The organism is Streptomyces sp. NPDC001568, assembly GCF_042893755.1.
In the GTDB taxonomy this organism is placed as follows: domain Bacteria; phylum Actinomycetota; class Actinomycetes; order Streptomycetales; family Streptomycetaceae; genus Streptomyces.
The window spans coordinates 96362-110673 of record NZ_JBIAVF010000018.1; the positions used below are offsets into that span (position 1 = coordinate 96362).

General features: G+C 69.8%; 12 protein-coding genes. 10 read left to right on the top strand and 2 right to left on the bottom strand.

The window, feature by feature from the left end; all coding sequences use genetic code 11:
* The first annotated feature begins 97 nt into the window (after positions 1 to 97).
* Positions 98 to 1411 carry a PP2C family protein-serine/threonine phosphatase gene (locus ACFY0I_RS29620; RefSeq protein WP_388901570.1) on the top strand — a complete coding sequence of 438 codons (1314 nt, stop codon included), beginning with the start codon at positions 98 to 100 and terminating at the stop codon, positions 1409 to 1411.
* Between the two features lie 135 nt (positions 1412 to 1546).
* On the opposite strand, the gene ACFY0I_RS29625 is transcribed toward ACFY0I_RS29620, so the two are convergent.
* Positions 1547 to 1789: an EF-hand domain-containing protein gene (locus tag ACFY0I_RS29625; protein WP_388901571.1), complete on the bottom strand. Its 243-nt coding sequence runs from the start codon at positions 1787 to 1789 to the stop codon at positions 1547 to 1549.
* A gap of 277 nt (positions 1790 to 2066) precedes the next feature.
* Here ACFY0I_RS29625 and ACFY0I_RS29630 point away from each other — a divergent pair, with 277 nt between their 5' ends.
* The 8 genes from ACFY0I_RS29630 to ACFY0I_RS29665 all read left to right on the top strand — a co-directional run bounded on the left by ACFY0I_RS29630 (position 2067) and on the right by ACFY0I_RS29665 (position 11304).
* Entirely contained in the window at positions 2067 to 3461 is a 1395-nt protein-coding gene (locus ACFY0I_RS29630) for an alanine racemase (protein WP_388901572.1), read from the top strand.
* 41 nt (positions 3462 to 3502) lie between these two features.
* Positions 3503 to 4483, top strand: a complete 981-nt coding sequence (locus ACFY0I_RS29635; protein ID WP_388901573.1) for an ornithine cyclodeaminase — start codon at positions 3503 to 3505, stop codon at positions 4481 to 4483.
* Positions 4480 to 5931: an MATE family efflux transporter gene (locus tag ACFY0I_RS29640; RefSeq protein ID WP_388901574.1), complete on the top strand. Its 1452-nt coding sequence runs from the start codon at positions 4480 to 4482 to the stop codon at positions 5929 to 5931. The genes ACFY0I_RS29635 and ACFY0I_RS29640 overlap by 4 nt, the downstream gene beginning before the upstream one ends.
* Positions 5928 to 7070 carry a histidinol-phosphate transaminase gene (gene hisC / locus ACFY0I_RS29645; protein ID WP_388901576.1) on the top strand — a complete coding sequence of 381 codons (1143 nt, stop codon included), beginning with the start codon at positions 5928 to 5930 and terminating at the stop codon, positions 7068 to 7070. Before ACFY0I_RS29640 ends, hisC begins: the two co-directional genes overlap by 4 nt.
* Entirely contained in the window at positions 7067 to 8050 is a 984-nt protein-coding gene (locus tag ACFY0I_RS29650) for a PLP-dependent cysteine synthase family protein (protein ID WP_388901577.1), read from the top strand. Before hisC ends, ACFY0I_RS29650 begins: the two co-directional genes overlap by 4 nt.
* Positions 8051 to 8392: 342 nt before the next feature.
* The gene (locus tag ACFY0I_RS29655) at positions 8393 to 9379 is read left to right on the top strand and encodes an ABC transporter substrate-binding protein (protein ID WP_388901763.1); all 987 of its coding nucleotides are present in this window, start codon (positions 8393 to 8395) and stop codon (positions 9377 to 9379) included.
* An 81-nt stretch (positions 9380 to 9460) separates the two neighbouring features.
* Complete coding sequence (locus ACFY0I_RS29660; RefSeq protein WP_388901765.1) at positions 9461 to 10489, top strand: FecCD family ABC transporter permease; 1029 nt, start codon at positions 9461 to 9463, stop codon at positions 10487 to 10489.
* Positions 10489 to 11304 (top strand): ABC transporter ATP-binding protein, encoded by an 816-nt coding sequence (locus ACFY0I_RS29665; protein ID WP_388901579.1) that lies wholly within the window; start codon positions 10489 to 10491, stop codon positions 11302 to 11304. Before ACFY0I_RS29660 ends, ACFY0I_RS29665 begins: the two co-directional genes overlap by 1 nt.
* A 184-nt stretch (positions 11305 to 11488) precedes the next feature.
* Here ACFY0I_RS29665 and ACFY0I_RS29670 read toward each other — a convergent pair whose 3' ends face one another.
* Positions 11489 to 12241, bottom strand: coding sequence for an anti-sigma factor (locus ACFY0I_RS29670; protein WP_388901581.1), 753 nt, complete (start codon positions 12239 to 12241; stop codon positions 11489 to 11491).
* 474 nt (positions 12242 to 12715) lie between these two features.
* On the opposite strand from ACFY0I_RS29670, the gene ACFY0I_RS29675 reads away from it, so the two are divergent.
* A complete protein-coding gene (locus ACFY0I_RS29675) occupies positions 12716 to 14302 on the top strand; it encodes a sulfite oxidase (RefSeq protein WP_388901582.1) in 1587 nt (528 codons plus the stop codon).
* Positions 14303 to 14312 lie beyond the last annotated feature (10 nt).

Sequence of the window (14312 nt, forward strand, 5' to 3'; positions counted from 1 at the left end):
GTGGTGTCGCCCCACATCCTCTACTCTCCCTGTCAGGTCACTCGACACCCGGTACACGTCGGGCGTGGTGCCGGCGAGGTCAGGGGGACGGTTCGTGATGGTGTTGGAGAGCGCTCGGCTCGCGGGCGAGCTTCCCGGGGCGGTGCTGGACCCGGCCCGGCTGGCGGCGGTGGCCGATACGGGGCTCCTGGACACTCCGTCGGAGGGGACCTTCGACGATCTGGCGCAGCTCGCGTTGGCGATCACCGGCGCGCAGAAGGCCTTCTTCACCGTGGCCGACGGCCGGCGCTCCTTCTGGAAGGCCGCGATCGGCCTCGATCCGTCAGGGGCGCGGGAGAACGACATCCGCGACAGTCCCTGCCACATCCTCATCGGCACCGGTAGGGAATTGATCGCCGAGGACGCCGCCACCGACCCCCGCATCAAGGACCTCGCCGCCGTCGCCGCCCTCGGGATCGGGGCATGGGCCGGGTACCCGGTCGTCTCCCCGGAGGGACACGTCCTGGGCGGGTTCTGCGTCGTCGACGAGAACCCCCGCCCCTTCGCCCCCGCCCAATCCCAGGCCTTGCAGACGCTGGCCCGCTCGGTGTCGTCCGAGATCGCCCTGCGCCAAGCCCTGCGCCGGGCCCGCGCCTCGGGCGACGCCTCGGCCGCCCTCGCCCGCACCCTCCAGGACAGTCTCCTGCCGCCCCGCCTCCCGGACACGGCCGACCTCGACGTCGCCGCCGTCTACCTGCCCGCCGACATCACCGGCGGGACCGGCGTCGATGTCGTCGGCGACTTCTACGACCTGTTCCGCACCCGAGGGCGAAGCTGGTGCGCGGTGATGGGCGACGTGTGCGGCAAGGGCATCGACGCCGCGAAGGTCACCGCGCTCGCCCGCTACACCGTCCGGGCGGAAGCCACCCAGCACACGAGCGCGGCCACCGTCCTGCACCGCCTCCACGAAGCCATGACCGAGCAGAAGGTCAGTGAACGCTTCCTGACCGCCGCCCTGTTGGTCTTCCGCCCCGACTCCGACGGCCACGGCGTACGCGGCCGCTACGCGAGCGCCGGTCACCCGCCCGCACTCATCCGCCGCGCCGACGGCACCGTGGAGGAACTCACCGCATCCGGCATGCTCCTGCACCCCCTCCTTCCCCCCGACCACGACCGTACGGAGACCGTCTTCCGCCTCGGCCCCGGCGACGCCCTCCTCCTGTACACCGATGGCATCACCGACGCCCGCGACCACCACCGAGGCCCCCGCTTCGGGGAAGAGCGCCTCGCCCGAGCCTTGGCCGCAACCCACGGCGCCGACGCCGGGCAAACCCTGGCTCACCTCTCCGGGGAAGCCTCCGCCCACTCCGGCGGCCATGCCGTCGACGACACCGCACTCATGCTCATCCGCGTCAGCCCCCACGCCCCCTGACACCGGGACCCCGGAACGCCCCGTCATCGACCAGGAGAAGGCCGCCCATGCCGGTACCGGCCGGATCGCGTTCTGCGGGCCACGACCTTGCCGGGGTCGACCGTCGCGGATTCCGGCGGCCCCGGGGTCCGGACCCTACTGGGGCGTGAGCGGGTAGTCGGTCACGGCGAGTTCGACGAAGGTGGCGAAGGAGATCTCCTTGGACGAGGAGACCTGTGCCTTGGTGATGATCTCTTCCACCTCGAGAGCGGTCATGTCCGCCTCGTCGACGAGGAGGTGGCGGAGCTCGAGCTCCGTGATGGTGCCGGTCTCGTCCTTGTCCATGGACTTGAAGGCTTCGACGAGCGCCTTGTCCTTGTCGCGGGGAGTGACGGTCATGGCGCCTCCTCATCGTTGATCGCCCACAGCGGGCGACGCGTCAGCGAACGTACCCGGCATTCGTGGGAATCAGCGCGGAACCGCCGGGAAACACGGACCGGCTTACCCCCAGGGCCGAAGGGATCGCGCCCTACGTCGAACAGCTCACCTTTCACTCGACGGATCCGCCGCAACAGATGCCCGATTCATACTCTTCCTGCACTTTTGCTCTCAGCCCGAGCCCGCCTTTTCGATGCCCGTATTGAAAATGACTATCATCATCGTATAGAAGTACGGGGTGCTTACCTCGCAACCGGTGCTGGAGCCCCGGACGGCCGGAGTCCGGCCGTTCGCGCTCACCGCACTCCGGCATCCCACGGTTTCCTCGCTCCTGGCGGATCACCGCTCCCTGCTGGCCGACCTCTTGGACGGCTTGGGATCACCGCTGCACATCGTGCTGCCCGAGGTCTTCGAGGAGAACGTCGTCGGACTCGGGCAGGCGTTCGCCGAGTCGGGTGTCCCTGCCGACATCCTGTTCGCCAAGAAGGCGAACAAGGCCGACTGTTACATCACGTCTGCCGCCGCACTCGGTGTCGGCATCGACGTCGCCGGCACGCCCGAACTGGTGAAGGCCCTGGCCGGGGGAGTGCCCGGACATCGGATCGGCATATCCGGCCCGGAGAAGGACGACAGGCTGCATGCCCTCGCCGTACAGCACGACTGTCTGGTCGCCGTCGATTCGGTCAGTGAACTGCGTCGCTTGGCAGCGACCGCGCGGCTCGCGCGGCGGCAGGTCAGGGTGCTGCTGCGGTCCCGGACGGCCGGCCAACCGGGAAGCCGGTTCGGGTTGTCCGCCGCTGAGCGGAAGGCCGCTGTCGGTCTGTGCGCGGAACTCGCCGCCCATGTCGGCCTCCGCGGATTCTCCTTCCACCTGAACGGCTACTCCACCGCGGAGCGCGCGATGGCGGCGAACGAGATGATCGAGCACTGCCTCGATGCCAGGCGGCGCGGCTCGCCCTCCGCGGAACTGGTCGACATCGGGGGCGGGTTGCCGGTCCGCTACGTCGAGTCCCGGCTCTGGGACGCGTTCATCGACCAGAACGAGCCGGCCCACTACCACGCGGCCAAGGACTTCAAAGACTTCTATCCGTACGGCGGGCAGTCCGCGGCCCAGGCCGTGCGCGCGATCCTGGCGCACCCGGTCGACGGCGACGAGAGCCTGTCCGTGAAGGCGCGGCGCCACGGCATCCGGTTCGTCGTCGAGCCCGGCCGGGCCCTGTTGGACCAGGCCGGATTCACCATGTACCGCGTACAGCAGGTCGACGACCGACGGGGGACCGACGGGTACGCGATCGTCACCGTCGCGGGCAACAGCTTCAGTCTCTCCGAACAGTGGTTCAACAGTGACTACCTCCCCGACCCGGTGCTGTTGTCCGCCCGACCCGTCGCCGACGAGATCTTCCCGGCCTGCGTCGCGGGCTCGACCTGCCTGGAGAACGACCTGGTGACCTGGCGGAAGATCGGCTTCCCGCGGCCCGTGCGGCGTGGTGACCACTTGGTCTACCTCAACACCGCCGGCTACCAGATGGACTCCAACGAATCACCGTTCCATGACGCCGCCCTGCCGCTGAAGGCGGTCCTGCGCCTCGGCGAGGGCGGGGGCCCGCCGCGCTGGCGACTGGACGGAATCTGATGCGCCCCCGTATGCAACCTCGAACGAAGGAGAAGCCTCGAATGTCACAGAGCTACGCCCCAACCGGGCAGTTGTGGCTGTTGCCGCAATCGCACCAGGAAGGGCTGGACCTCGACCACCGGAAGGTGATCGAGGTCGTCGAACGGGCGTACCGCGCCTTGCGCGAAGGCGGCTCGAACAACCCGGTCAAGACGATCATCGATGACCCAGAGCACCGCTCACTGAGCTATTCGATGGTGGCCAGGGACGCGGGCAGCGGCACCGTCTGCTTCAAGGCCGTCCACGAGTTCGACCCGCGCCGCACCCGGGACGCCTACCGGTTCCATTCGTTCGTCTTCCTCGTCGACGACACCACCGGGGCCCCCATCGCGCTGATGGACGTGGTGAAACTCGGGCCGTTGCGGTCCTCGGCCACCACCGCGCTGTTCGCCCGCGCGGCCTGCCCCGACGCGCGGAGCGCCCTGGTCGTCGGCACCGGCGTCCAGGGGCGGACGGCGCTGCCGATGCTGGTCGCGGCCATGCCGCAGCTGGAGCGGTTGCAGGTGTTCGGCACCTACCCCGAGGGCTTGCGTGCCGTCCAGGACAGCGTCGCCGGCCGCGAGGTCGAGATCGTGGGGGATCTCCGGGAGGCGGCGGGCGGGGCGGACATCGTGATCGGCGCCGCCGGCCTGTCCGTCACCCAGGAGGTCCGGCGCGAGTGGATGAAGCCGGGCTCGGTCGGCGTGCTGCTCGGGTACGGCGTACACGCCGACGTGTGTCACGGCGCGGACTACCGCATCGCCACCGACACCGCCCAGATGCACGCCACCTGCGACGACCTGCGCGGCGAGGACGGCCGCCTGCCGTCGGTGGACGCCGAGTTGCCGGACGTCCTGCTCGGCCGGGCACCTGCCCGCCGCCATCCGGACGACGTGGTCTTCGCATACAACAGCGGCATGGCGGTCACCGATGCCGCGCTGGGCCGGTACGTGGCGGATCTCGCGCTGTCGGGCGGGCGCGGGGAAAAGGTCAACTTCTGGTGAGCACCGACAGGACCGACACGACCGACAGGACCAACAGGACTGAGACGACCGGCACCGGCGTCGGGTGGTGGGTCACCAACTCGCGGACGCTGCTCAAGCTCGCGCTTCCGTTGATCCTGACCAACCTCGCCCATGTGGCGCTGACCACGGTGGACATCGTGATGCTCGGCAGGCTCGGCGCGGTCGAGATCGCCTCCGCCGGACTGGCCATCGCGCTGTTCAACCAGTTGCGCACCACCGGGACGGGCATGGTCACCGGGGTCAGCAACCTGGTGGCCGAGGCGCGGGTGCGGGGCGACCGGCAAAGGATCGGCGCGTTGCTGTTCGCCGGATTCTTCTGGGCGACCGTCTGCGGTGTGGTGTTCTGCGCGCTGCTGCTGTTGATCGGCCCGCTGCTCGTCCTGCTGGGTCAGGACCCGACGGTGGTCGCCAAGGCAGGAGAGTTCCTGGTGGTCATGGCGCCGGGCATGCTGCCCTGCCTGTGGTTCCAGAACCTGCGGCACTTCACCACCGGCCTCAAGCGGCCCGGGCCGCTGTTGGCCATCACGGTGGCCTCGGTCGGCGTGACCATCGCCCTGAACTACGCATTGATCCACGGCAAGTTCGGCCTGCCCGCATTCGGATTCGTCGGGGTCGCCATCGCCACCGTCACGGTGTTCCTGCTGTCCTTCCTGGCGTTCATGGTGGTGATCCTGCGCGACAACATCCTGCGCCCGTTCCTCACCTCGCCCGACGCGCGGCGCTGGGACGGGGACGCGGTCCGGTCCGTCTGGCGCCTCGGCCTGCCGATCTCGGCAACCTACGCCTCCGAAGCCGGCTTCTTCAGCGTGCTCACCCTGATCGTCGGCTCCCTCGGCGTCGAGGCCCTGGCGGCGCAGACGGTGCTCAACCAGATCGTCTACATCGTCTTCATGATCTCCGCCGGGCTGTCGCACGCGGCGTCGATCCACATCAGCGAGGCCGCCGGCGGCAACGACTGGGCGACAGCGCGCAGAACGGGGCTCCTCGGCGCGGCCTGGGGCGTGATCGCGACGCTGGTGGTCGCCGTGGTGTACGTGGCGGTCCCGAACCCGATCGTGTCCTTCTTCATCCCGGCCGAGCACGCCGGCAACTCGGACATCGTCGCACTGACCGTGACGGGACTGCTGATCGCCGCCCTCATGCAGGTCTTCGACGCCACCCAGAACATCGGCAACGGCATCCTGCGCGGCATCGGCGACACCGCCGGACCGCTGCGGATCTCCCTCGTCGGGTACTGGCTGATCGGGCTGCCCGCCGGCTACCTCCTCGGGGTGACCGTCGGCCAAGGCGTCAAGGGTGTCTGGATCGGCCAGACCATCGGTCTCGCGGCCACCGCCACCATCCTGCTGGTCGCCTTCCTGCGCCGCGTCGATCGGCTCGGCCGAGCGACGGCCGGCGCACCCGTCCCGGAACCGGAGTCGTCATGAACCACGTCCTCGCACCAGCCGCATCCGCCTCCTTGATACGCAGCGAGGTGGCGGGCCTGCCCCGCTACGATCCCGGCGCCGGCGCCGACGAGGTGGCTGCGCTCAGCGGCGTCCGCAGCGTCATCAAACTCTCCAACAACGAGAGCCCGTTCGGCGTCTCTCCCGCAGTGGCCGAAGCCGTACGGCGGGGGCTGGCCGACGGCGTCTCGCGCTATCCCGACCCCACCGGGAAGAGGCTGATCGAGGCCATCGGGAAAGCACTGGACGTCTCCGGCGAGCGCGTGGTGCTCGGCAACGGCTCGGAGAACATCCTGGAGCTGCTGTGCCGGGCCGTGCTCGATCCCGGTGACCTGGTGGTCACCCAGGCGCCCGGGTTCAGCCTCCACGAGATCTTCCCCCGTGTCATGGGTGCCCGGGTGGAAAAGGTTCCGGTCACCGTCGAGTTCGGGTTCGACGCGACCGCCTGGCGCGAGGCGCTGGCCGCAGGCCCGAAACTGGTCTTCCTCGCCAACCCGTGCAATCCCACCGGTGCGATGCTCGGCGCCGGCCAGTTGCGGCGTGTCGTGGCCGACATCCCGGAGTCGTCCCTGCTGGTGCTCGACGAGGCGTACGGCGAGTTCGCCCGGCCCAACCCGGAGTATCCCGACGGGCTGGAGACCCTGAGGGAGCTGGACCGGCCGTGGATCGTACTGCGGACCTTCTCCAAGGCCTACGGCCTGGCGGGCTTCCGGGTGGGGTACGGCGTCGCCTCCGATGCCGCCCTGATCCAGGCACTGGACCGGGTCCGCACCCCGTACAACGTCAACAAACCGGCCCAGGACGCGGCCGTTGCCGCCCTGGGTGACCACACGCACCTGGCGGACACGGTCCGCCGGACCGGCCTGGAGATCGCCAGGGTCACCGACCGGCTGCGCGCCGCCGGACTGCGCGTGGTCCCGTCCTCGACCAACTTCCTCTTCATCGACACCGGTTGCCGCTCCGACCGGGTCGCCCAGGAGCTGCACCGCGCCGGAATCATCGTCAAGGCGTGGCGCGAGCCGGGATACGAGAACTACATCCGAGCCTCCCTGTCGACCCCCGAAGAGAACGACGTCTTCGTTCGGCGTTTGGCGGAGATCTGCGCGAAAGGCATCTCATGATCAAGAACAAGGTGTCCGACCTGATCGGACGGACTCCTCTTGTGAAGCTGGCAGTCAGGGACGGCTCGGCAACCGTCCTGCTGAAGATGGAGCAGTACAACCCGACGGGCACCGCCAAGATCCGGATGGCCAGGAACATGGTGGACGAGGCGGAGGCGGCGGGGATGCTCACCCCTGGTGGGTGGCTGGTCGAGTCCACCTCCGGCAACACCGGCCTCGGCCTGGCGCTCATAGCCGCCGAACGCGGATACAAGTTCACCGCCGTGGTGGACAACCACTCCAGTACGGACAAACTGCGCGGCATGCTCGCCTACGGCGCCGACATACTCAACGTCGCCGGGGAAGCCGACGGGCTCGCCACCGCCGAACGTGACACCGTGGCCGAGCGACTCGCAGCCGAGCACGGCGCCTACTGGACCGCGCAACACCGCAACCAGGGCAACCCCAACGGCTACCGACCACTGGCCCTCGAGCTCCACGACGACCTGGGCGACGACATCCACTACCTGTACGGGGCCGTGGGCACCGGTGGTTCGCTCTGCGGCACCGGCCGCGTCCTGCGGGAACGCATACCGGACCTGCGCATCATCGGCGTCGAGCCGGTGGGGTCCGTCGTCTTCGGCGGGAAGGGCGCGCCCTACCACCAATCCGGCACCGGTACCCCCGAAGGCTCGGAGATCGGCGGCGTCGTCGACTACGAACTGTTCGACCAGGGGGTCAAGGCCGGCGACTCTGAGGCATTCGAGACCTGCCGGTACCTGGCGAGGAACTTCGGCATCCTGATCGGAGGTTCGGCGGGCGGCGTGGTCTACAAGGCGTTGGAGCAGGCGCAGAGCGCCGGGTCCGAAGCCACCATCGTCGTGCTGGTCTGCGACGGCGGCGACAAGTACCTGGACACCGTGTTCAACGACGACTGGATGGCGGCCAACGGCCTGTACGACGAGCAGGTCGTCCACAGGCTGGCCTCGATGCTGCGGTAACGCCCGCCGGCAGTCGCTCGCATCGGTGTACGCGGCGCCTCGCGACCGGCGGTCGCGAGGCGCCGTGCTCGGTCCCGCCCGGGCCGCGCCCTCCTGTCGACCCGCGCCCGCAGCTGCGTCGGGCGAGACCTACCGCCCGTTCCGGCGTCATACGGCGGCGCGGTGTTCCGCCGTGCCATGGCGAGCCGCCCGGGACGCATCGAACTACCCGCCTGTGGAGGCTCTTTCGGAGGGATCCGTCATCCGTCCGGCTGAGCCACCGGGGCCTTCTGTCGTCACGGACGAGGTGATATCGTGCCACTAATGAAAACGAAAACGATTACCATAGTAGTTACGGGGTTGATGGTGTTCGCGGTCGCGGGGTGTTCCGGCCGCGGACCTTCCGATGCCAAGGGGCAGGAAACGACGACGGGCACGAGCGCGACGACCTACCCGTTCAGCATCAAGAACTGCGGCATCGATGTCGCCTACAAGGCAGCCCCGAAGAAGGTCGTCACGCTGAACCAGACGGCCGCCGAGGTCCTCATCCACCTGGGGGTGGCCGACCGGATCGCCGGATCGGGCTACGAGATCGAAAAGACGCCGGACGCGATCGCCGAGCAGTACAAGAAGATTCCGCTCCTGTCCGCCCCCGGGCAGGAGATCAAGCACGAGAAGCTGCTCGAAGCACAGCCGGACTTCGTCTACGGCTCCTTCGCGAGCATGTTCACCGCGGAGCAGTCCGGCGACCGGAAGCAACTGCACGATCTGGGTGTCCCCACCTACCTGACCGAGTTCGACTGCTCGTCCCACGAGAGCGTGGCGGGCGCGAACTTCGAGATGATGTACGAGGAGTACCGCCGGCTGGGCAGGATCATGGGCGTGCCCGCCGCCGGAGAGAAACTGGCCGCCGATCAGCGGGCCGTGGTGGACAAGGCGGTGGGCGCCGTCGAGAAGCGGGACACTCCGCTGAAGGTGATGTGGTTCTACTCCACCTACGAGGGCACTCCGTGGGCAGCGGGTCCCGGTGGTCTGCCGCAGCACATCTCGGAACGCGTCGGTGTCCAGAACATCTTCGCCGACGCGAAGACCAAGTGGGCCGAGGTCAGCTGGGACCAGGTCGCCGCCCGGAACCCCGATGTCATCATCCTGGCCGACCTGACCCGGGGCGAGCCCAACGACACCGCCGAGGAGAAGATCGACCTGCTCAAGAAGGACCCCCTCACCAGCAAGCTCGACGCGGTGAAGGGCGACCGGTTCATCTCCATCCCCGGCACGCACATGGATCCCGGCTACGGCAGCGCATCCGTGGTCCCCGCGCTGGTCGACGGCCTCAACAAGCTCGGGTGAGCTGCAACCACCATGACGTCGAATCCAAACAGGACAGCCACGGCCACCGGAAACCCGATCACCGGCCGTGAAAAGGCCACGGTGCGCCCGCGGCGCACCTCGACGGTGGCTCTCTTCGCCCTGGCCGTGGTCGGCTTGCCGGCGTCGGTCGTCGCCGCGTCATTGTTCGGGAGCGCGAACATCCATCCCCTCGATGTCGTCTCCACGATTCTGCGGCACATCGGTCTGGGCGGTATCGCCCCCACCCCGCCACTGCCAGGGTTGATCGACGCCCTGATCTGGGAGTCGCGCTTCCCGCGGGTGTTGCTGGCCGCCGCTGTCGGCATGGCCTTGGCGGTCTCGGGCACCGTCCTGCAAGCGGTCACCCGGAATCCCCTGGCCGACCCCTACCTGCTGGGAGTCTCCTCCGGCGCCTCCACCGGCGCGGTCGCCGTGCTCCTCCTGGGCATCGGCGGAAGCGTCTCCCTCTCGACCGGGGCTTTCGTCGGCGGCCTGGTCTCCTTCGGCCTGCTGATGGCCCTGCTCGGCGGTGGCCGCGTCGCCAGTCCTTCCCGGGTGGTGCTCACCGGCGTGCTCGTGTCCCAGTTCTTCGCCGCGGTCACCTCCGTCATCCTCATGGTCAGCGGGGACGCCAACTCCACACGCGGGTTCACCTATTGGCTGCTCGGCACCCTCGGGGGCGCCCGGTGGGAGGGGGTGACCGTGAGCGTCGTGATCATCCTGATCGGGGTGGTCGCCGTGCAGTTCTTCGCGCCCGCCCTCGACGCCTTCACGTTCGGGTCGGACTCCGCCGCCGCCCTGGGAATCAACGTCACCGCCGCCCGCGTCCGGCTGATGGTGCTGACCTCGGTCATCACGGCGGCGGCCGTGGCGGCCTCCGGCGCGATCGGCTTCATCGGCCTGCTCGTCCCCCATGCCGTCCGCATCCTGGCGGGCCCGACGCACCGCTCCCTGCTCCCCATGTCCGCGATCGTCGGCGCCATCTTCCTCATTTGGGTGGACGTGTTCGCACGGACGGCGTTCTCACCGCACGAACTACCCGCCGGCGTCATCACCGCGCTTCTCGGCGCACCCGCCTTCGCGCTGGTCCTGAAGCGTTTGGAGTCCTGATGGGCCGCATCACCGCCACCCGACTCTCCTGGTCGGTCAAGGGCCATCGGCTGCTGGACAACATCGAGATGGCGGCGCATGAAGGAAAGATCGTAGGCCTCCTCGGCCCCAACGGCTCGGGCAAGTCGACACTCCTGCGCCTGCTCGCCGGACTGCGCCGTCCCGACACCGGAACCATCCGCTACGACGACACCAGCCTGGACGACCTGAGCCGTCGGGTACTGGCACGACGGCTCGCAGTCGTCGAACAGGACGTGGCCGCCCACCACCACGTCACCGTCCGCCAGGTCGTGGAACTGGGCCGCACACCGTTTCGCGGCCGCTTCGACGCGTTGACCGAGCACGATCGACGGATCGTCGACGCGGCGCTGGAGCGGACCGACATCACCGACGAACAGCACCGGAGCTGGCACACCCTCTCGGGAGGGGAGAAACAGCGTGCTCAGCTCGCGCGAGCCCTCGCCCAGGAACCCCAGGAGATCCTGCTCGACGAACCCACCAACCACCTCGACATACGCCACCAGCTCGAACTGCTCGACCTGCTGGTATCTCTCGACGTCACCTGCGTCATCGCCCTGCACGACCTCAACCTCGCCGCCCGATACTGCCACCACGTCGTCATCGTCGATCGCGGACAGGTGGCCGCTGCCGGCGTTCCGGAGGACGTGTTGACCCCGGAGGTGATCAAGTCGGTCTACGGCATCGACGCGCTCGTCGACCGCGAGCCCACCACCGGCATGCTCCGGATCACCTACCTGGCCGCCACCGCCACGCGATCGACTGCCGGGGGAGCGATGCGACTCGGGCTCCCGTAGGAGGCTCATCTCATCAGCTGCCGAGCACCCCGGCCGCGCCGCTGTCGCCGACGGGTTCGGCGCGGCTGTCGGCATACAGGCCGCCTACGGGCCACCCACCGGGCGACCTGGGCGTCGAACCCCGTGCGCGCAGGAGCATCCCGCCCTCGGGTGGCGCGAAGGCCGGGGCGGGGTACGGGGTGTTTCAGGCGGGCAGGGTCATCAGCAGCAGGGGGGCGCCGGTGGGTCGGGGGGAGCCCGAAGCGGGTTCGAGGGTGAGGCCGACCGCGGTGGCGTCGGTGGGGTCGCCGCTGAGGAGGACGGTGCCGTTGGCGTGGATGAATCCGGCCGGGTGCATGGTGCCTCCGATGTCGAGCCACAGCTGGTAGGTCTTGCCCGGTGCAGGCGTGGGCAGGCCGGTGGCGGTGAAGACGGCCTGGTTCCGCCGCTTGGAGGTGACGACGGTCGTCAGTGCCCCGTTGGTGGCCCTGCCGTGGGTGGCGCGGGCATCGGGAGCTGCAAGCACGGTGGTGACGGAGGCGAGTTGCTGTTCGACCTGGCGGGCCCGCTCGGCGGACTGTTCGCCTTCCTGGTGCTGCCAGGCGGCCAGACCTGCGAAGGACGCGGCGGCGGCCAGGCCGGCGGCGAGGGCGAGGGGTCCGGCCTTGCGCCGGAGCACGGTGGCGAGCCGCTTGGCCGGGGCGGTGGCCGGCACCGGTGGAGGGAGCTGCCGGACGCCGTCGATGGCGGTCATCGTGCGCGACTTCATGGCGGCGGGTGGGGTGCGGGCCGTGGCGGCGGCGAGCCGTGCGGCGGTGGCCTCGAACTCGGCCACCTCCTGACGGCAGTTGGCGCAGCGCGGCAGATGGCCGCTGAAGGTCTCGCGGTCCGCGGGGTCGAGGGCGTGCAGTGCGTAGGCGGCGGCCAGGGTATGGACATCGGTGTGGCGCCGGTTCATGCGGTCACCCCCGTGCGGTCGCGGAGTCGGAGGGGCGAGAAGGCCCGCTGGTCGCCGTGGGCGACCGGTCGCACGACCTCGAGGAGGCCGGTGCGGCCGACGGGAGTGCCGTGGCCGAAGGGGGCCGGCTGATTCCCAGGACGGTCTCCGGCCACGGCGACCGGCTCGAGTGGCGGCCGGGTGTGCCCGGCCCGGGGCGGGGTGTCCATCGCATACGAGTCCTTCGCTGCGGGGTGCGGCACCGGGTCGGCACGGGAGCGGTCCGGTCCTGGAACCAGGGATGTTCCGACTGTTCTTCGGAGCGGACGCACGTGCGGATGGGAGGACACTTCGTCACCGGAGCGGGCTCTCGCCCGCTCGGCCGCGGACAACCCTTTTGCACGGGCCGCTCCCGCGCGCAAGTCCTGAACCCTCCCGGCACGGTGGACTCATTCGTTCGGGGGATGGACCAATCCGCCGGGTGGGTGCCACCGAATGCCAGGTGTGAGCAGCTTCCGCACCACCCTCAATCGGGCCTCTCTAGGGGCCCTGTCCGGCCTGCTGGCCGGCTTCACCGCGCTGGCGGTGGCCGAGCTGACCGCTGCCCTGGTGCGGCCCGAGGCCGGTCCGGTGACGGTGGTCGGCGGAGCGGTCATCGATCGCACCCCCGCCCCGGTGAAGGACTTCGCGATCCGCACGTTCGGGGAGAACGACAAGTTCGTCCTCCAGCTCGGCATCCTCGTGCTGCTGGCCCTGTTCGCGATGGCGCTGGGCATGTTCGCCCTGCGGTACCGCAGGGCCGGGGCCGCCGGTGTACTGGCGTTCGGGATCATCGGCGGGGCCGCGGCCCTGAGCCGTCCCGACAGCGCCGGGATCGCGGACGTCCTGCCCTCCGCGGTCGGGGCGCTGGCAGGCGCCGCGGTCCTCTACCTCCTGGCCGCCAAAGCCGTCCCCACCGCAGAGCCGACGGCTGGTGAGGTCCCCGCGGGCGGCTGGAGCCGCCGCGGATTCCTCACCGCCGCCACCGCCACAGCGGCCGCGGCAACCGCGGCCGGCGTGCTGGGACGGGTCCTGTCCGGGCAGCGGGGCCAGGGCGCCGTCGCCTCCCGCAACGCCCTCACCCTGCCCGCCCCGGCGTCACCCGCCCCCGAGCTACCTGTCGGCGTCCAACTCCGAGTGCCCGACATCAGCCCGTTCACCACGCCGAACCGGGACTTCTACCGTGTCGACACCGCCTTGGTCGTACCCCGCGTCGACGCCGCCACCTGGCGGCTTCGGATCCACGGCAAGGGCGTCGCACGGCCCCGCACCTACACCCTCGAGCAGCTCCTGTCCCGCCCGCTGATCGAACGCGACATCACCCTGACCTGCGTATCCAACGAAGTCGGCGGCCCCTACCTCGGCAATGCCCGATGGCTCGGCGTACGCCTGGCCGATCTCCTTGCCGAGTGCGGGGTGAAGGCCCCGTCGAAGGGCGGCCGCGCGGACCAGTTGGTCGCCCGCTCCGTGGACGGCATGACGCTCGGCTCCCCGGTCGAGGACGTCATGGACGGACGCGACGCCATGCTCGCCGTCGGCATGAACGGCGAACCGCTGCCCTTCGACCACGGCTTCCCCGTCCGCATGCTCGTACCCGGTCTCTACGGCTACGTCTCGGCGTGCAAGTGGATCGAGGACATCGAGCTCACCACCTTCGATGCCTACGACCCCTACTGGGTCAAGCGCAAGTGGGCGCGCAAGGCGCCGATCAAGACCCAGTCGCGCATCGACACCCCCAAACCGTTCTCCCGCCCCGCCGCCGGAACCGTGACCGTCGCCGGCGTCGCCTGGGCCCAGCGTCGGGGCATCACCCGCGTCGAGGTCCGTGTCGACGACGGTCCCTGGCAGGACGCCGACCTCGCGAACCAGGCGGGCGTCGACACCTGGCGCCAGTGGTCCTACCGCTGGCAGGCCACCCCGGGCGGACACACGATCACCGTCCGCGCCACCGACGGCACCGGGACGGTGCAGAGCGAGCAGCGGGCCCGGACCATCCCCGACGGGGCGAGCGGCTGGCACAGCGTCTTCGCCACCGTCTCCTGAACCACCGGAC